This is a genomic window from Synechococcus sp. 1G10 (genome assembly GCF_002252625.1).
Taxonomy (GTDB): domain Bacteria; phylum Cyanobacteriota; class Cyanobacteriia; order PCC-6307; family Cyanobiaceae; genus Regnicoccus_A.
Genome location: NZ_NQKW01000003.1, coordinates 147,652 through 165,301, shown reverse-complemented (window position 1 = coordinate 165,301; position 17,650 = coordinate 147,652). Strand labels below are relative to the sequence as shown.

Here is a 17,650-nt window from a genome sequence, read left to right as displayed (position 1 = left end):
ATCCATTTCAAGGCTGGTCGTCCAAGACCCGCCGGACGGTAAGTTGGTTCGCGTCAGTAGCCCCTGCGACCTGTGCCCACCATTCGCTTCGATAATGAAGACCAGAAGGTTGGTTGCATTGAGGGGGCCAACCTGCGCCAGGTGGCACTTGATGCCGGCATCAACCCCTACAAGGGTCTGAACAACCTCAACAACTGCGGTGGCCTTGGTCAGTGCGGCACCTGCGTCGTCGAAGTGCTTGAGGGCGCCCAGAATCTTTCGCCCCGCAGCGATGTTGAGCAGGTCTACCTGTCGGATCGCCCCGCCAACTTCCGCCTCAGCTGCCGCACCAGCGTCAACGGCGACGTGACCATCCGAACCCGCCCGGACGCCGCAGTGGGCAAGGGCTCCAACAGCCTGGTGGGTGCTCTCAAATCACTCGTCGGCCTGAAGTGAGCCTGGACGGTTCCTTCAGCGAAGGACGCCCAAAGCTCTACAGCTACCCGAAGTGCTCCACCTGTCGCCGGGCCCTGAAATGGCTCGCACAGGAGGGTGTCGAGGTGGATCTTGTGGACATCACGCTTTCACCTCCAACTCGGGAGCAACTTGAGAAAGTCTGGGCCAGCCTTCCTGATCCCCGCCGGCTGTTCAACACCAGCGGGGCCAGCTACCGCGCCCTCGGCGCCGCCAAGGTCAAGGCGATGTCTCGCTCCGAAGCCATCACTGCCCTGGCCGCCGATGGCAAGTTGATCCGCAGACCCCTTCTGCTGGCAGAAGGGGTTGCCGTGCTCACGGGCTTTGATCCTGAGCTGTGGAAGCAGGCCCTGAAGCCTTTGCTCCCATCGGCTGGTTCTCAGCTGCCGTCACCGGCGGCACCGTGAGCTGATCCAGCTCACGGATCAGGGCATCGATTCCCGTACGGTTGATCTGGGCCAGGTAGGTGAGCTTGAGTTCCTCCAGCAGGGCACACATCAGCTGCTGGCTGCGCTCCAGCACCGGGCCACGCTCCAGGGCTTCGGCCAGCTCGTCCCAGAAGCGATCGACACAGTCGCGCAGCAGATCAATCTGGCGGTTGTCGCGCCGCTGCAGCCTTGCGCCGGCTCCCCGCGAGAGCTCCATCACGCTGTCCACCATGCCGGAGGCGAGCTGCTGGGTCAGTTGCTGCTCCACCTGCATCAGCAGTTGCAGCTGGCGCAGCCCCGGTGGCACCACCATCGTCTGAAGCGTCTGCTGCAGGGCATGGGCCAGCACGGCCTGCAGCTGGGGTGCCAGCCGCGGACCCACCTCGCTGAGGAGCAGGGGCCCCCAGATGCGCAACAGTTCAACCAGCTCGCGCTCGTCGTTGATCGACACGCTCTGATGGCTGCGCAGGCGGCGGATCCGATGGGGCCACTGAGAAGAGCGGATCAACCCCTGGGCCCCATCCATGAGCTGCAGGGCCAACACCTCGAACAGTTCCACGGCCAGGAGGGCCACCACCCCCCGGCTGATCACGGCTCGCAGGGGCTCCATGTTCACCAGACCACTGGTCTGCAGCCGTTCCACCACCGGCATGAGGCGCAGCCAGCGCCAGAACGGCAACAGCAGCGGCAGATCGATCCAGCGCCGCAGCAGGGCATCCCCCCAGCTCAGGCCAGGCAGGCGGCGGCGCATCCGTGCTGCCCTCAGCAGGATGTCCGCCAGGAAGACGCTCTGGAAAAGGAGCAGATCAATCCGCCAGAACTGGTCGGTGGGACGGCCGTTCTCATCGATCGATCGCCAGTAGTTGGTGGCCACCAGCGGCAGCACCTGCTGCTGCCAGAAGAGGCGCTCCTCGCTCCAGGGCTGGCGCCCCAGCCAGTCGTCTCCCAGCAGCAGCCCAGCCGATTGCTTGGCCGAGTCCTGGTCGGCGCGCTCACGCAGGCGGTTCTTGATCTTCTCAAGCGTGCCGGAGCCACCCGAAGCCAGGAAGGGATTGTCATCGATCATCTGATCGGTGAGCGCGACCTGTCGCTTGCGCAGGTCGCTGGCTGTGGAACCCGCCAGCAGGGCGCGGTCCATCTGATCGAACGCGTTCAGATAGGCCTGGGTCTCCCGGTGGGGTTCGACCCCCTTCACCGGGTCGTAGAGGGGCGTGATGTCGGGCAGGAATCCAAGACGCAGCACCAGTGGCGCCGAGGGCAGGGGATAGAGGTTGCGCTGCAGCCAGAACGTGCGCAGGGGCACGTAAGTGATGTCGAAGCAGACCCAGAGCAGATTCAGGGCCGCCCAGAGGGCCACGAACTGATCCCAGTGATGCCCAAGGCGGTTGCTGCCTGTCGAGGACCTCAGATGCCAGCGCGGCCGCACCATGGAGAACAGCGTCGATCGACCAAGGGTAGAGAGGGGGATCGCCCCGCTCCAAAGCCCTATGGTGACCGGCTCCAGCAGGAGAGCATTGAGCGCCGAGGACTCCCCATCACCGACCACACCTGCGGGGACACCTGAACCCGAGCCGCAAAAGGGGCCTCAGCCAGAGCAGCAATCGGTCCACGGCTCGGAAAGCGCCTGGGCGTTCTGGCGCAGCGTGCTGCTCACCCTGGCGGTGGCCCTGGGAATCCGCCAGTTTCTGTTGGAGGCCCGCTTCATCCCGTCGGGCTCCATGCTGCCCGGGCTGCAGATCCAGGACCGTCTTCTGGTGGAGAAGATCTCGTTTCGCAGCCGTGCCCCCCAGCGGGGCGAAATTGTGGTGTTCCACTCCCCCTTCCACTTCGACCCCGCCCTCCAGGCCAATCGACGCCCCAGCCCCCTGGGCTGCCTGCTGGTGAATCTGCCCCTGATCGGCTCGATCCCCGGCCTGCAGGAGCCGGCATGCGATGCCTACATCAAACGGGTGGTGGCGATCCCCGGTGACCGGGTAGTGGTCAACCCCCGCGGGCAGCTGAGCATCAACGGCCAGAGCATCCGCGAGCCCTACGTCCAGAACTTCTGCCCGATCGACAGCCAGGGCACCGGCCCCTGCCGCACCCTCGACACCGTGGTGCCCCCTGGAGCCGTGCTGGCCCTCGGTGACAACCGCGCCAACAGCTGGGATGGACGCTTCTGGCCGGGTGGTCCCTTCCTGCCCCGCAAGGAGATCATCGGCCGGGCCTTCTACCGCTTCTGGCCGCTTGATCGCACTGGCCCGCTGGGGGATCCGGATCCCCTCAGCGGGGACCCAGCCAAAGCCGGGGCAGCAGCCCCGTCGCCAAAACCCGCCCCCTGAGCACCTCGCCCCCCAGGGGCTGATTGGCCGCCCTGGAGGCATAGCCATCGCTTCCTGGGGTCCACTCCAGCTCCGGGTCGAAGAGGATCCAGCGCCTGGAGCCGCACTGAAGCCCTGGTTCCTCCAGATCGAGCAGCCGGGCCGGTCCCCAGCACAGGGCGCGCCAGAGCGCTTCGGGGCTCCAGCCCTGCTCCCGCACCAGTTGATGCCATAGCAGCGGCAGAACGTAGCGGTGACCCGCCAGGCCAGGCCGGCGCTGATCCAGAGGCAGCAGTTGCTCTTCTGGATCAAGCGGTTGATGGTGGACCGCCACCGCGCTGATGACCCCATCAGCCAGGGCCGCCACCAGGGCACGGCGGTCTTCGGGGGTGCCCAGGGAGGGCACCAGCCGCCAGCCTTCGGCCACCGGATCAAGGCTGCCGCTGTCGGCCACCAGATGCCACCAGCAGACCGTGGCCATCGGCGCCGGATCGGCCGCCCGCAGCAGCTTCACGCCAGCGGCGGTTGAGAGATTCGCCAGGCGCAGGCGCACCTGGGGCAGGAGGGCCCAAAGGGTCAGCAGGTTCTGCAGGGGGATGGTCTCACTCAGGGGCGGATCCACGGGCCAGCCCGCCCGCAGGGCTTCCACCCCCTCTCGCACGAAGCCCCCGTGATCCAGACTGGCGTTGCGCGGGGCCAGCAGCACAGGGCGATCAGCGCATTCGCCGATGCTCAGTCCACGTTCCAGCAGGGGCAGAGGCGGCAGCTCCCCTTCCTCCGCCAGTCCAAGGGCACCGGCGGCCAGCAGATCGGCGTGGGCGGAGAGCCCTTCGCCGCGGCCACCGAGGCTGAACCCCCCCCACAGGCGCAGGTCGAACGGGGGCTCAGCCGCCAGGTGCAGGCATTCGGGGCGATCACGCCAGTTGCGGGCCCGCGGCAGCAGGGCCACGGTGCCGTAGCCAGCCGCCGCGGCTGAGCGGACCAGGCTTTCGAGGGTTTCGGCGCGGCCGTCTTCAGGTTCCTCCAGAAAGCTGTGGGGATCCACCAAGGCCGGCGCCAACAGCCAGGAGCCAGCGGGCAGGGGGCTGAGGCCCAGGCGTGCCGCCCCGTCCCACGAGCTGGCACCAATCGCCGTGATCACCCCCTGCTCGAGCAGCACATCGCTGCGCTGGAGTGGCTGGTCGGGCCCCTGCAGCAGCTGGACATCCCGCAGCAGGTGGGCCGTCATCAGAGGGCGCCGGCGGCGGTGCGGTCGATCACGCCACCGAGGTGAGTGGTGAGGTTCAAGCAGGTCACCACCGGCAGGGTTCCGCCAGGACTCTGCGGCGGCGGCCAGTCGATCACGCTCACCCCGCCGTTCCCCTGCTTGACCATCCAGATGTCTGCTGGGGTCAGGCCCAGCAGGGCACAGAGGATGGTTTTGTTGACGGCGTCATGGGCCACCACCAGGGCAGTCTCGTCCGCCTCCAAGCCAGCGGCGAGAGCATTCCAGCAAGCCAGAGAGCGGTCCCAGACCTGCTGCAGATTCTCACCTTCGGGCATCTGTACGGTGTGGGGCGCATCTTTCCACTGCTGCAGCAACTCCCCCCATTCCTGGGAGATCTCCTGCTCCAGGCGCCCCTCCCATCGGCCGTGACCGATTTCCACCAGGCCCTCCTGGCTGTGGAGCGTCACTTCGGGATGGGCCGTGAGGATGGCTTCGGCGGTCTGGCGAGGCCGGGCCATCGAACTGGTGAAGGCCTTCTGGATCGGCACGGTGCTCAGGAAGTCGGCCGCGGAGTGTGCCTGGGCCAGACCGGTGGTGTTGAGGGGAATGTCGATCTGTCCCTGGAAGCGACCCTGGCGGTTCCAGTCGGTTTCGCCGTGGCGCACCAGCAACAGGCGTGCCCCTGGTCCCTTGGGCGGCAGTCGGGTGCCCAGGTGAGCGGTGACATTGAGCGATTCGATCTGCACCTGCACGCCGCTGACCTGACGCTGCAGGTTGAACACCGAGAGGGAGGCATTCTCGAGACGCAGCCCCTGGAAGCGGCTTGCGGGTAGCCCCAGCAACTGCATCACCAGGCAGCGCAGGATGGCGCTGTGGGCCACCACCAGCACCGTGGTCAGATCGTCTCCCGGCTGATCAACCTGAGCCAGATGCTCGCGCTCCAGGCGATTCAGCCAGCGGCGGGCCTGGTCCATCAGCTCTGGAATCGGCTGGAATCTGCTGCCATCGGAGCGTTCCAGCTCCAGCTGATCGGGAGCCTCTCTCCAGAGGCGGTAGGACTCGGGAAAGCGCTCTTTCACCTCGCTTCCCAGCAGGCCGCACCAGGGGTCCAGATCCACCTCCAGCAGGTCGTCGTCACACTCGGCGCTGAGCCCACCCCCCTGGGCTTCCAGCAGCTGGGCGGCCGTGTTGGCGGCCCGGCTCAGGGGGGAGCTGTAGACGGCATCGAGGCGAAGGTCAGCCAGCGCTGCGCCAGTGAGGCGGGCCTGGCGTTGGCCCTCGTCGGTGAGGGAGGAGAGATCATCCCGGCCCTGGATGCGGCGCTCGGTGTTGAAGCTGCTGAGTCCATGGCGGACGAGCAGGAGCCGAAGGGGCACGGGGTCTGGAGCTGGAAGCGCCGTCATCGTATGGGAGGGATTCCTGAGCGGCTGATCGTTGCCTGCGCTTACGGCCGCCTGTCGGGCTCAAGGGAGAATCGGGCCAGTGCGAGGAGTCGGGGTGGCAACAGCGGGGCGAGGACGGGCCGGGTCCCTGAAAGTGGGGCTGGCCATGGTCAGCCTGGTGCTGAGCCTGCTGCTCTGGCTCAACGGTCTGCTGGAAAGCCTGGAGCGCCCATCGGTGGGTAACGACCTGTCCAGGCGGCAACTGGAGCTGAGTGCGCTGGCCGCACCGGCCATTTCGCCCTCGCTGCAGCCGCTCCTGGTGGGCGTGGACCCGGGGGGACTGTTACTGGCTGAACTGGAGCAGCAGGCGCAGGAGGGTGGCGACAGCACCACGGGCTCAGCCTCCGCTCAGGCGTCGGGTGAACGGGAGGCCAGGATCAGCCTGCTGGAGCGGGCACTGCTGCAGTTGCGCCAGGGACAACCGGCCGCCGCCCGGCCCCTGCTGCTGCAATTGCAGCGGCTTGCCAGCGCCGAAGATCAGGCCCTGATCGAGCAGCTGCTGATGGTGCCCCAAGGCGGCAACATGCCTGCCGAGGCGCTGGGCATGCTCGAGGACCCTCTGGTGAGGCGGCTGAGCTGCCAGGTGCTGTCGGACACCAGCGACTGCGCCGAGCCTGCCGCCGAGCGGCGAGCCCTGCTCCAGCTCCTGGGCATCAACCTGCTGCCTGCCCTGGCCCTGCTGGTTGGGCTGGTGCTGCTGCTGCGGGAAGGCTGGCTGCGCTGGCGCGGCAAGCAAGAGCCGCTGCCTGGCCTGGTCGGCCCCGATCTGGGGGTGATCGATGTGGTGCTGCTGATCGCCGGAGGGTTCGTGCTGCTGGGGGAAGTCCTCACGCCCGTGCTGCTGAGCCCCCTGCTGCAGTCCACTCTCTCGGCACTGGCCATCAAGCCTCCCCTCGCTGATGGCATCACGGTGCTCGCCATGTACCTCGGCCTGATGGCCGCGCCGCTGCTGATGCTCTTCTGGCTGCTGCGCTCGAGGGGCGAGGCCCCGCAGGGGCGCTGGCTGCAGTTCCGCTGGCGACCTCTGGGTTCAGCCCTGCGCAAGTCGGTGAAGTATCTGCTGATCGTGCTGCCCCTGGTGGCGCTGGTCGGCTGGCTCCAGCAGCTCGTCTGGAGCGACATAGGCGGAAGCAATCCTCTGCTGGAGCTGGTGCTGCGCAGCGGTAACGGTCTGACGCTGGCCTGTTTCGCCTTCACGGCGATCGTGCTGGCCCCGCTGTTCGAGGAAACCATCTTCCGGGGAGTGTTGCTGCCGGTGCTGGGACGGGAGCTCGGTCCCCTGTCCGCGGTGTTGCTCAGCAGCGCGGTTTTCGGCATCGCCCATCTCAGCCTCGGAGAGTTCCCTCCCCTGTTCACCCTGGGCCTGGGTCTGGGCTGGCTGCGTCTGAGCAGCGGACGCCTGAGCACCTGTGTGGGGCTGCATGCTCTCTGGAACGGACTCACTTTCTCAAACCTGCTCTTGCTGGCTCGCTGATCGTTGCCTTGCTGCCCCTTGCGCCCCATGGTTCACTTGCGAAGATTCGTCAGCTTCCGGTGGTCGCCGTTCCGTCGCCCCAGCCCTTCTTCAGGCGCCGCTCTCTGGAGCTGATCCAGGGCTCCTTCTCCGCCAGGCGTGTTGTGCGCCAGGCCCCCTGGCTGGCAGGTCTGCACAGAGCGTCAGATGGCCTGCTCGTGGCCCTGGGCCTCTCGATGGTGGGCCTCACCGCCCTCACCCTGCACTGGCAGGGGCAATGGACCAGAAGTTTTGAGCAACTGGAATTAACCCAGGTGCTGGAACACCGTCTGCAGGAATCCACGGCCGTCCTGGAGCAACACCACCTGGAGATGGCCCGCCGCCCGGGCCTGCTGGTGCCTACCAGCCTTCAGCGCCTGATCCATCTGCCCTCTCCAAGCGCCAGGTCGTCCCAGAGCCATCCAAGCTCCCCTGTGGGCCAGCCTCAGATCAGTTCTCAGTCCCAGCCCTTCAACCTCCAATCTCTTGATCCCCGCTCGCTCGGCGTGGAATTCAGCCGGATCAGCCTCGACCCCCAAATCGTTCGGGCTGGGTATTGAGGGTGGCGCGTCGCTCCGCCACTGGGTCCGCCCCCATACCCCTGCATGGAGGAGCACGCAGCGCCACTGAGGCGGAAAATTCGCGTGGCAGCCGGCGTCGGGTGATCCAGCTGCAACCGGTGCCGGCTGGCCGCTTGCTCATTGTGTATCTCACCCTCTGCCTGGCCATGGTCGGCTTGGCAGGACGACTGGCCTGGCTTCAGGTGAAAGAGGGTGACCGGCTGCAACAGCTGGCCCGGTCGATCCAGACCCAGAAGACCAAGCCGATCGGCAAGCGCCGGCCGATCGTCGACCGCAACGGCCGGTTGGTGGCCATCGACGAGGAGCGCTTCACCCTCTGGGCCCATCCCCGCTATTTCAACTTTCCGGGTGACGATCCCAACCTGATCCGCAACAGCTCCGAGACGGCCCAGAAGCTTGCCAAGGTGCTGCTGGTGCCTGCCTCCGATCTGATGCGCACGATCGGCGGTCGCAAAACCGGGGTCAAGCTCGCCACTGATCTTGATCCAGAAACTGCGCGACGTCTGCGCCAGCTGGGTATCAGTGGCCTTGACCTCGAGCCCTATCCCCAGCGGATCTATCCCCAGGGTCAGCTGTTCGCCAATGTCGTCGGCTTCCTCAACCTGGAGCGAGTCGCCCAGGCCGGCCTGGAGCAGAGCCGCGACAAAGACCTGCGCCGCCAGGAAAGCATCCGTCAGTTGCGCCGCGGCGCCGACGGCACACCCCTGCCCGATGGTCTCCAGTCAGGTGTTCTCTACACCGATGATCTGCGGCTGCAGCTGACCCTCGACGCCCGTCTGCAGCAGGTGGCCCAGCAGGCCCTCTCCAAACAGCTGAAGCAGTGGAAGGCCAAGCGCGGGTCCGCCATGGTGATGGATGTGCGGAACGGCGAAATGCTGGCGCTCACCTCCAGTCCCAGCTACGAGCCCAACCAGTTCTGGAAGTTCTCCCCCGGGCTGTTCCGTGAGTGGGCGGTTCAGGATCTCTACGAGCCCGGCTCCACCTTCAAGCCGATCAATCTGGCGATCGCCCTGCAGGAGAAGGCCATCCAACCCAACGGCACCGTCAACGACGTGGGCCAGCTCACGATCGGAGGCTGGCCGATCTTCAACCACGACCGACGGGCGAACGGCACCCTGGATTTCGCCACTGTTCTGCAGGTCTCGAGCAATGTGGGCATGGTGCAGGCCATGCGCCACCTCAAGCCCTCCATCTACTGGGAGTGGATGCGCCGCATCGGCATCGACACTGTCCCTGATACCGACCTTCCGGGAGCCGTGGCTGGCGAGCTCAAGACCCGAGAGCAGTTCACCACCCAGCCGATCGAGCCGGCCACGGCCGCCTTCGGCCAGGGCTTCTCGCTCACGCCTCTGAAGCTGCTTCAGCTGCACGCCATGATTGCCAATGGAGGGCGACTGGTGAGCCCCCACATCACCCGTGGCCTCCGCTCAGGCGACAGCCTGGCCCAAGCTCCTGCCTCCAATGGACTTCAGGTGATGCAACCCTCCGTCACCAAGCAGGTGATGGCCTGGTTGGAAACAGTGGTGGACAAGGGCAGTGGCAAGGGCGTTCAGGTGCCCGGCTACCGCATCGGCGGTAAGACCGGCACCGCCCAGAAAGCCCTCAACGGGGTCTACATCCCGGGGGCACGTATCACCAGCTTCGTGGCCCATCTGCCGATCGACGATCCTCGCTATGTGGTGCTGGTGGTGGTGGATGAGCCCCAGGGGGACAGTGCCTACGGCTCCACCGTGGCGGTTCCGGTAGCCAAGGAGATCATCGAAGCTCTGCTCGTGCTCGAGAAAGTGCCTCCCAGTTCCGGCAAGAAGCCAGCCAGCCCGCCAACGGTGCGGGGTTGAGGACGCTCTGGGTGGGCTCGGCTGAGCCTGGCTAGCCTGATGGCAGATGCTGATGCATGGGGACATGCCCAACCTGCTCGATCAACTCGCTGCCATGACGGTGGTCGTCGCTGACACCGGTGAACTGGAAGCGATCAAGCAGTTCACCCCCCGCGACGCCACCACCAACCCTTCCCTGATCCTGGCCGCCGCCCAGATACCGCTGTATCAGGGGCTGATCGATGAATCCCTCAAGGCCTCCAGGAAGGTGATAGGGCCCGCCGCACCCGCCGAAGAGGTGGTGCTGGAAGCACTTGATGAAATCTGCGTCACCTTCGGCAAGGAAATCCTGCAGATCGTTCCAGGGCGGGTGTCCACTGAGGTGGATGCCAGGCTCAGTTACGACACCGAGGCCACGATCGAGAAGGCCCGCAAATTGATTGGCCTCTATCACGAGGCCGGTATCGGCAAAGAGCGCGTGCTGATCAAGATCGCTTCCACCTGGGAGGGCATCAAGGCCGCTGAAGCGCTGGAGAAGGAGGGCATCCACTGCAACCTCACCCTGCTGTTCAGCTTCACCCAGGCCGTGGCCTGCGCCGAGGCGGGTGTCACCCTGATCTCCCCCTTCGTTGGTCGCATCCTCGATTGGTACAAACAGGACACCGGCCGCGATCACTATCCGGGGCCGGAGGATCCCGGTGTGATCTCCGTCACCAAGATTTTCAATTACTACAAAACCTACGGCTACCGCACGGAAGTGATGGGGGCAAGTTTCCGCAACATCGAGGAGATCATCGAGCTGGCCGGCTGCGATCTGCTCACGATCTCCCCCAAGCTGCTCGATCAGCTTCGCCAGACCGAATCTCCATTGCCGCGCAAGCTCGATCCCCTCAACCCTGCACCCACCGAAGCTCGCTTCAGCCTGGACAGTTCCGGTTACGCCGCCGCCATGGCGGCCGATCGGATGGCCAGCGAAAAGCTCGATGAGGGCATCCGCGGCTTCAGCAAGGCGATTGAGACCCTCGAGGCCCAGCTGGCCCATCGCCTTGGCGAGCTGGAAGGGGAGGCCGCCTTCGCTCACGCGGCCCAGGAGATCTTCCTGCTCAACGACATGGATGGCGACGGCTGCATCACCCGGGAAGAGTGGCTGGGCAGCGATGCGGTCTTCGATGCTCTCGACACCGACCATGACGGCAAGCTGGTGCCAGAAGACGTCCGTGGTGGCCTGGGAGCCCCCCTGGCCCTTACGGCCGCCGGTGCCTGATCCATGAATGCTCTTGACACCCTGCGCGCCCTGGCCACCCAGGGCGAGGTGCGTGACTACGAACCAGGCGATCTGATCTTCAAGGCCGGAGAATCCGGTGATTGCATGTTCGGATTGCTGCAGGGCAGCGTGCAACTCAGCTGGAATGGTGATGCCGGCCATGAGGAGATCAAGGAAGGCGATGTCTTCGGTGCAGGAGCGCTGGTCACCCCTGATCACCGCCGTTTCGGCAATGCCAAGGCCATCAGTCCCTGCAGGATCCTGGTGATGAACCGGGAAAAGTTCCTCTTCGCCGTTCAGGAATCGCCGATGTTCGCCATCGAGTTACTGAGCTCGATCGACCAGCGTCTGCGCCAGCTCAAGGATTGCCTGCGCTAACTCTGACTGCGGCTGAACATCAGTCGGCGGATCACCCGCTGGGCGATGTCGCCGTAGCCCATCTCCCCGGAGAGAATCTGGGCGATGCGCCGCGGAGCGGTGGGCCGCTTCACCCCCAGTTGATATCCCACACGGGGCAGCCGGTAGAACACCTGGGCGATGCGTCGTCCCCAGGCCATCGACTGGCCCCATTCAGTGCGCATGCGCTCGCTGTAGCCCGCAAGGGCGCCGGCTTCACCGCCCAGCCAGCGGTCGAGGGCCTCGGCGGCGCGGGTGCCGCTGAGTAGAGCCGGACGCAGTCCTTCCGCGAGAAAGGGATCCACCAGTGAGGCCGCATCTCCGACCACCAGGGCGCCGCCATCGTGGTGGAGCCGGTGATGTCCGTCCCAGACCCGCAGGGGAGACAGCCGCCGTTCGCCACTGTCGGGTGGCAGCCCGAAACTGGGCAGCAAGCGGGCCAGCACGGCCTCGCTCTCGAGGGGCTCACGGCCGATGAAGCTGCCCACCCCGATGCTGAGGCCCCCCTGGCGCGGGAAAATCCAGCTGAAGCCATGGCGCACCAGGCCGAATTCGAAATGTGCCGTGTTGGGCTCAAGCACTTCAGCGTCCACCTCCACCGACACTGCGGAGGCGAAGCGGGGCTGGGGCGACCCCAGGCCCAGTGGCTGGCCGAAGGCCGAGCGAGCCCCATCGGCGATCACCACCGCCCGGCAGCTGATCCAGCCGCCCGCCGAGGTGTGTACGCGCCAGTGATCCCCTTCCCGTGTGATTCTCTCCACGGCCGTGGCCTCGAGCAGATCGGCCCCACAGCCCACCGCCTGCTCGGCCAGAAGATGATCTAGACGGGAGCGGCGCACGATCCAGAAGGGTGCCTCCCCAGGCAGCTCGGCGATCACGGGATCCTCCAGGCACCAGGTGAATCGCACCTTGGTGATCACCCGATCGACGGCAGGACCGAGATCAAAGGGGAACAGGCGCTGCACGGAGGCAGCCATGCCGCCGCCACAGGGCTTCGGCCGGGGCAGGCTGCCAGCGTCGAGGAGCCTGACGCGCCAGCCCCGCAGAGCGAGGTGGTAGGCGGTTGCCGCCCCGGCCGCTCCGGCACCCACCACGACCACGTCGGCATCACAGGCTGGCCGGGGGGCAGCGCTGGCCACGCTCACACCTTGAGGATGTCGGCTTCCTTGTCTGCGAGGCTTTTCTCCAGTTCGACGATGTAGCGGTCGGTGAGCTTCTGCACCTTCTCCTGTTCATCGCGGCTCTGATCTTCGGAGAGCTCCCCGTCTTTTTCCTGCTTCTTGATCTTGTCGATCGCGTCGCGGCGGATGTTCCGCAGGGCCACTTTGCCGTCTTCGGCGTAGCGGGCGGCGAGTTTGCAGAATTCCTTGCGCCGCTCGGCAGTCAGCGGAGGAATGTTGATGCGGATCAGACGGCCGTCGTTGTTGGGAGTGAGGCCAAGATCACTCATGGAAATGGCTTTTTCGATGGCCGCCATCGCAGCGGTGTCGAAAGGCTGGATCTGGATGGTCTGGGAATCGGGGGTGGAGAGACTGGCCACCGAGCGCAGGGGCGTTTCGGTGCCGTAGTACTCGATGGTGATCTTGTCGAGCAGGGAAGGATTGGCCCGGCCGGTGCGGATGGTGTTGAAGGTGCGCTGGGTGGCTTCCAGCGACTTGCGCATGCTGGCGTCGAGATCCATGGGCGGTGCGGGGATAGTGCGGCGTCAGCCGGCAGGAACGATGCGGGTGCCGATCGGCTCGCCGGCGATGGCCCGGCCGATGTTGCCAGGCCCGAACAGGTCGAAGACCACGATCGGAATGGCGTTGTCCTTGCAGAGCGCGATGGCTGTGCTGTCCATCACGGCCAGCTCACCGCTGAGAACGTCCTGGAAGGTGAGCTGGTCGTAGCGGATGGCGTCGCTGTGGCGGGCCGGGTCCTTGTCATACACCCCGTCAACCTTTGTCGCCTTGAGCACCACGTCGGCGTTGATCTCGGCGGCCCGCAGGGCGGCGGTGGTGTCGGTGGTGAAGAAGGGGTTGCCGCAGCCAGCGCCGAACACCACCACCCGGCCCTTCTCCAGATGACGGATGGCCCGGCGCCGGATGTAGGGCTCGGCGATCTCCTGCATGGCGATGGCGGTCTGAACCCGGGTGGGCACGCCCACCCGCTCCAGGGCGTCCTGGAGTGTGATGGCGTTCATCACAGTGGCCAACATGCCGACGTAATCGGCGGTGGCCCGGTCCATGCCGGCCGAAGAACCCTTGAGGCCTCGGAAGATGTTGCCTCCCCCCACCACGATGGCGAGTTCCTTGCCGGCCTTCACCACAGCCAATACATCCGCAGCGATGGCCTGGACGATGGCGGGATCGATGCCGTAGCCCTGCTCCCCCATCAGCGCCTCGCCACTGAGTTTGAGCAGAACGCGCTGGTAAGCCATCGAAATTGAGCGCACGGCGAACACAGTCGGCGGCACAGTAGCAACCGCGCTCGCAAGCGCAGAAGCGCCAGCCATCCGGTTCAGAACTCGATGCCGGCCTGGGCTTTCACCCCCTGCTCACGGAAGGGATGGCGCACCAGCTTCATCTCGGTGACCAGATCAGCACGGTCGACCAGGCCCTGGGGCGCCCCCCGACCCGTGAGGGCCACGTGGGAGAGCTCCGGGCGGCGATCGAGGCCCTCCAGCACCTGATCCAGCTCGAGATAGCCCAGCTTGAGGGCCACGTTGACCTCATCGAGCACCACCAGCTTGCGGGCGGGATCCGCCAGGTACACCAGAGAGCGTTGCCAGGCCTGCTGGACCAGTTGCCGGTCCCGCTCCCGGTCCTGGGTCTCCCAGGTGAAGCCTTCCCCGAGAGCATGCCAGGCCAGGTCATCGCCGAAGAGCTGCAGTGCCCGGGCCTCCCCTGGCTGCCAGCCACCCTTGATGAACTGCACCACTGCCACCCCCTCGCCATGGCCCAGGGTGCGCAGCACCAGCCCCAGGGCGGCCGTGGTCTTGCCCTTGCCATCGCCTGTGAACACCAGGACAAGTCCCTTTTCGAGGCTGCGTTCCCCCACCCGCTGCTGCTGCACCTCCCGGCGCCGTTGCATGCGGCGGCGGTAGGCCTCGGCGTCACGCTCAGGGGCGAGATCCCCACCGGGACCGAGCTCAGCGGCCACCTGATCGAGCGGGTCGGCAGCAGCAGAGTTGGACATGGCGCTGTAGGCGATAACCGCTGCTCACTCTGGCGCGCAGGCCGGCTCAGAGGGTCAGCCGCTGGCGGGCCAGGGCCGCATCCACCGCCTGCTGCTGGTCCCGGCGGGTGATCCAGTGGTGGTACGTACGGGTGTGGATTGCCACCGAGTGGCCCATCATCCGCGCCGCCACCGTGTCAGGAAGACCGATGTGGATGGTCCGCACGGCCCAGGCATGGCGCAGGTCGTAGGGAGTGCACGGCAGCTCGTAACGGCGGAACTGCTCAGCCACCCGGCGGCCCACCTGCTGCAGGGTGGTGCGCCTCAGATCAGTGCAGACCGCAGGCAGCCGGTCGTTGTGCTCCCCGAGGATGGCCAGCTCGAAGCGGTCCACCCATTCGGGCTGGAAGGGCCAGACTTGGTGCTCCCCGGTCTTGGTGGTGGGCAGCACCCGGATCACCCGGTCGCCACCCGGGGCCAGAGCGGAGAGATCGGCGAAGAACACCTCGTGGTTGCGCAGGCCATAGGCCGCCATCAGGCCGTAGACCAAGCGCCAGCGGGGGTTGGGAATGCGCTCCACCCATTCCAGCAGCTGGGCATCACTGGGCAGGCGCCGGTACTGGGCCTGGTGCAGGCCATAGCCGGCAGCCCGCTCGCGCCAGTCATCGGGAAGGGGGAGCTCCAAATGCCGGGCCAGGGCCGCCAGGGCGGTGCCGCACTGCCCGCGGCTGCGGCTGGCGGGCGGGTAAGCCTCCAGCACCTGCACCAGCTGCGCGCTGCCGAGAGGCTCCCCCTGCTCCAGCCGGTCGCGCAGTCTGCGCAGGTAAGGCTGATAGGCGGCGCTCCAGGTGGTGCGGCTGCCGGCGGGATTGCGCCGACGGCGGGGGTCAGCGAAAAAGGCCTGCTCGAAGGCCTTCAGCCGCTCCAGCGCCGATGTCGCTGCGCAGGGACGGCCCCAGTCGCCCCAGTCGAAGCGTTGCTGGCGCAGGGCCTGGTTCACCCGTTTCAGTTCCCGCCTGGCCTGGATCAGGCCACTGGGACTGGCCTCCAGGCCCAGGCTCAGGCGCTGCACCCGCAGGGGACCGCCCCGCGGGCATGGCAGGGGACCGCGCAGGGCCAGCCGTCCCCCCCGCCGCTCCAGCCGCAGGGCCAGTCCGCTGGCCGCCAGTCGGGCGTTCTCCTGGCTCAGCTCCGCATCGATCGCGGCAAGGGATGGGGTCAGAGGAGTTGGAGTCGGCGATGGGCGCGCCGACGATATCGATCAGCTTGGGCTGCCGCCAGCGGGCAGCAGCAGGGTTACGCTCTGATCTACTCAGAGGATCAGTTCAGGTATGGCCAGGGTCGGCGTCTTGCTGCTGAACCTCGGCGGGCCTGAGCGGATCGAAGACGTTGGCCCCTTTCTCTACAACCTCTTCGCTGATCCGGAGATCATCCGGCTGCCGACGCCCCTGCTGCAGAAACCCCTGGCCTGGCTGATCAGCACCCTGCGCAGCAACAAGTCGAAGGAGGCCTATCGCGCCATCGGCGGCGGCTCCCCCCTGCGCCGCATCACCGAGCAGCAGGCACGCGAGCTCCAGAGTGAACTGCGCCATCGGGGCGTCCAGGCCACCACCTATGTGGCGATGCGTTACTGGCATCCATTCACCGAATCGGCTGTAGGCGACATCAAGGCAGACGCCGTGGATGAGGTGGTTGTGCTGCCGCTCTATCCCCACTTCTCGATCAGCACCAGTGGTTCGAGCTTCCGTGAACTGCAGCGCCTGCGCCAGGCCGATCCCGCCTTCAGCAAGTTGCCGATCCGCTGCATCCGCAGCTGGTACGACCATCCCGGTTATGTGCTGGCGATGGCGGAGCTGATCGCCGCTGGTGTGCGCAGCTGCGAGGACCCAGCCTCAGCCCACGTGTTCTTCAGCGCTCATGGCGTGCCCAAGAGCTATGTGGAGGATGCCGGTGACCCCTATCAGCAGGAGATTGAGGCCTGCTCCAGGCTGGTGATGGCCAAACTGGAACAACTGCTCGGCCATGGCAATCCCTACACCCTGGCCTACCAGAGCCGGGTGGGCCCTGTGGAATGGCTCAAGCCCTACACCGATGAAGCCTTGGTGCGGCTGGGTGAGGAGGGGGTCCAGGAGTTGGTGGTGGTGCCCATCAGCTTCGTGAGCGAGCACATCGAGACTCTCGAGGAAATCGATATCGAATACCGGGAAATCGCCACCGAAGCCGGCATCAGAAATTTCGTGCGCGTGCCCGCCCTCGATACCTACCCCACTTTCATCAAGGGCCTGGCCGATCTGGTGCAGCAGGCCCAGGCCGGCCCCGAAGTGAATCTGGATCAGGCTGCCGCCCTGGCGACCCAGGTGAAGCTCTACCCCCAGGACAAGTGGGCCTGGGGCTGGAACAACAGTTCAGAGGTCTGGAACGGCCGTCTGGCGATGCTCGGGTTCTCGGCTTTCCTGCTGGAGCTCCTGAGTGGACGTGGTCCGCTCCATGCCCTCGGCCTTCTCTAAACGCCGATGCATCGCGACCGGGCTGCTTGGTCTGCAGCTGGCGCTGGTGCTGATCCCGCCTGCCCGCTCGGATCTGCGCTGGGCGCGCGGGGTGTTTCCAATCGTCCACTTCGCTGGCTACACGAGTCATTTCGGCCGTCGCAACGGGCCTGGTGGTGGCCGGGAGATGCATTCCGGCCTCGACATCGCCGCTCCCCTGGGCTCCCCCATCCGCAACTGGTGGGGCGGCAGGGTGGCGGATGTCTTCCATGCCGGCGGCTGCGGCGTGGGGGTGGTGATCCGTTCTGGCGACTATGAGCACATGTATTGCCACCTGGCCGGTGAGGTGCGAGGCGGCGTCTACGCCAGTGGCCCGGTGCTGCTGCGCCCTGGCCAGACGGTGCGGGCCGGTCAGCTGATCGCTCATGTGGGCCTGAGCGGGCGCACCACGGGCCCCCACCTGCACTGGGGAATCCGCTACCGGGGCACCTGGCTCGATCCGGGCCTGATCCTGCGCGCCATGGTGCGCGGCCGGCGGTTGAAGCCACAGTCCCCGCAACAGTTCTCCCAAGGTCGGAGGTGAGCTCCTACGCTGACCTTCTTCGTTACGTGTGTTGCCCGCCACCGT

General features: G+C 66.3%; 18 protein-coding genes. 10 read left to right on the top strand and 8 right to left on the bottom strand.

Annotated features, from left to right (window positions below; translation table 11 throughout):
- Positions 1-72: 72 nt before the first annotated feature.
- Positions 73-435: a 2Fe-2S iron-sulfur cluster-binding protein gene (locus CJZ82_RS04255; RefSeq protein WP_094554536.1), complete on the top strand. Its 363-nt coding sequence runs from the start codon at positions 73-75 to the stop codon at positions 433-435.
- Entirely contained in the window at positions 432-860 is a 429-nt protein-coding gene (locus CJZ82_RS04250) for a Spx/MgsR family RNA polymerase-binding regulatory protein (RefSeq protein ID WP_094554535.1), read from the top strand. Before CJZ82_RS04255 ends, CJZ82_RS04250 begins: the two co-directional genes overlap by 4 nt.
- Here the strand turns inward: CJZ82_RS04250 and CJZ82_RS04245 are convergent.
- Positions 769-2,310 (bottom strand): hypothetical protein, encoded by a 1,542-nt coding sequence (locus CJZ82_RS04245; protein WP_233130037.1) that lies wholly within the window; start codon positions 2,308-2,310, stop codon positions 769-771. The genes CJZ82_RS04250 and CJZ82_RS04245 overlap by 92 nt on opposite strands.
- Before the next feature lie 214 nt (positions 2,311-2,524).
- On the opposite strand from CJZ82_RS04245, the gene lepB reads away from it, so the two are divergent.
- Positions 2,525-3,202, top strand: a complete 678-nt coding sequence (gene lepB / locus CJZ82_RS04240; RefSeq protein WP_094554621.1) for a signal peptidase I — start codon at positions 2,525-2,527, stop codon at positions 3,200-3,202.
- On the opposite strand, the gene CJZ82_RS04235 is transcribed toward lepB, so the two are convergent.
- Complete coding sequence (locus CJZ82_RS04235) at positions 3,144-4,409, bottom strand: dihydroorotase (protein ID WP_094554534.1); 1,266 nt, start codon at positions 4,407-4,409, stop codon at positions 3,144-3,146. The genes lepB and CJZ82_RS04235 overlap by 59 nt on opposite strands.
- Complete coding sequence (locus CJZ82_RS04230; protein WP_198949653.1) at positions 4,409-5,764, bottom strand: histidine phosphatase family protein; 1,356 nt, start codon at positions 5,762-5,764, stop codon at positions 4,409-4,411. Before CJZ82_RS04230 ends, CJZ82_RS04235 begins: the two co-directional genes overlap by 1 nt.
- Before the next feature lie 172 nt (positions 5,765-5,936).
- Between CJZ82_RS04230 and CJZ82_RS04225 the strand changes: the two genes are divergently transcribed.
- From CJZ82_RS04225 to CJZ82_RS04205, 5 genes are all read left to right on the top strand, one after another.
- Entirely contained in the window at positions 5,937-7,304 is a 1,368-nt protein-coding gene (locus CJZ82_RS04225; RefSeq protein ID WP_094554620.1) for a CPBP family intramembrane glutamic endopeptidase, read from the top strand.
- A 59-nt stretch (positions 7,305-7,363) separates the two neighbouring features.
- On the top strand, positions 7,364-7,882 hold the full coding sequence (locus CJZ82_RS04220; RefSeq protein WP_198949652.1) for a hypothetical protein: 519 nt from the start codon (positions 7,364-7,366) through the stop codon (positions 7,880-7,882).
- 2 nt (positions 7,883-7,884) lie between these two features.
- Entirely contained in the window at positions 7,885-9,741 is a 1,857-nt protein-coding gene (locus tag CJZ82_RS04215) for a penicillin-binding protein 2 (protein WP_094554532.1), read from the top strand.
- A 64-nt stretch (positions 9,742-9,805) separates the two neighbouring features.
- Positions 9,806-10,984: a transaldolase gene (locus CJZ82_RS04210; RefSeq protein ID WP_094554619.1), complete on the top strand. Its 1,179-nt coding sequence runs from the start codon at positions 9,806-9,808 to the stop codon at positions 10,982-10,984.
- Between the two features lie 3 nt (positions 10,985-10,987).
- A complete protein-coding gene (locus CJZ82_RS04205; protein WP_094554531.1) occupies positions 10,988-11,362 on the top strand; it encodes a Crp/Fnr family transcriptional regulator in 375 nt (124 codons plus the stop codon).
- On the opposite strand, the gene CJZ82_RS04200 is transcribed toward CJZ82_RS04205, so the two are convergent.
- The 5 genes from CJZ82_RS04200 to CJZ82_RS04180 form a co-directional block, all read right to left on the bottom strand.
- Positions 11,359-12,519: an NAD(P)/FAD-dependent oxidoreductase gene (locus tag CJZ82_RS04200; RefSeq protein ID WP_094554618.1), complete on the bottom strand. Its 1,161-nt coding sequence runs from the start codon at positions 12,517-12,519 to the stop codon at positions 11,359-11,361. The two genes, CJZ82_RS04205 and CJZ82_RS04200, sit on opposite strands and share 4 nt — an antisense overlap.
- A 2-nt stretch (positions 12,520-12,521) precedes the next feature.
- On the bottom strand, positions 12,522-13,061 hold the full coding sequence (frr, locus tag CJZ82_RS04195; RefSeq protein WP_094554530.1) for a ribosome recycling factor: 540 nt from the start codon (positions 13,059-13,061) through the stop codon (positions 12,522-12,524).
- A gap of 24 nt (positions 13,062-13,085) precedes the next feature.
- Positions 13,086-13,799 (bottom strand): UMP kinase, encoded by a 714-nt coding sequence (gene pyrH, locus CJZ82_RS04190; protein WP_094554617.1) that lies wholly within the window; start codon positions 13,797-13,799, stop codon positions 13,086-13,088.
- Between the two features lie 80 nt (positions 13,800-13,879).
- Positions 13,880-14,557 carry a cob(I)yrinic acid a,c-diamide adenosyltransferase gene (gene cobO / locus CJZ82_RS04185; RefSeq protein ID WP_094554529.1) on the bottom strand — a complete coding sequence of 226 codons (678 nt, stop codon included), beginning with the start codon at positions 14,555-14,557 and terminating at the stop codon, positions 13,880-13,882.
- A 46-nt stretch (positions 14,558-14,603) separates the two neighbouring features.
- On the bottom strand, positions 14,604-15,725 hold the full coding sequence (locus CJZ82_RS04180) for a site-specific integrase (protein ID WP_094554528.1): 1,122 nt from the start codon (positions 15,723-15,725) through the stop codon (positions 14,604-14,606).
- Between the two features lie 142 nt (positions 15,726-15,867).
- On the opposite strand from CJZ82_RS04180, the gene hemH reads away from it, so the two are divergent.
- Positions 15,868-17,043, top strand: coding sequence for a ferrochelatase (gene hemH, locus CJZ82_RS04175; protein WP_094554527.1), 1,176 nt, complete (start codon positions 15,868-15,870; stop codon positions 17,041-17,043).
- Positions 17,006-17,605 carry a M23 family metallopeptidase gene (locus CJZ82_RS04170; protein ID WP_233130035.1) on the top strand — a complete coding sequence of 200 codons (600 nt, stop codon included), beginning with the start codon at positions 17,006-17,008 and terminating at the stop codon, positions 17,603-17,605. Before hemH ends, CJZ82_RS04170 begins: the two co-directional genes overlap by 38 nt.
- Positions 17,606-17,650: the final 45 nt, after the last annotated feature.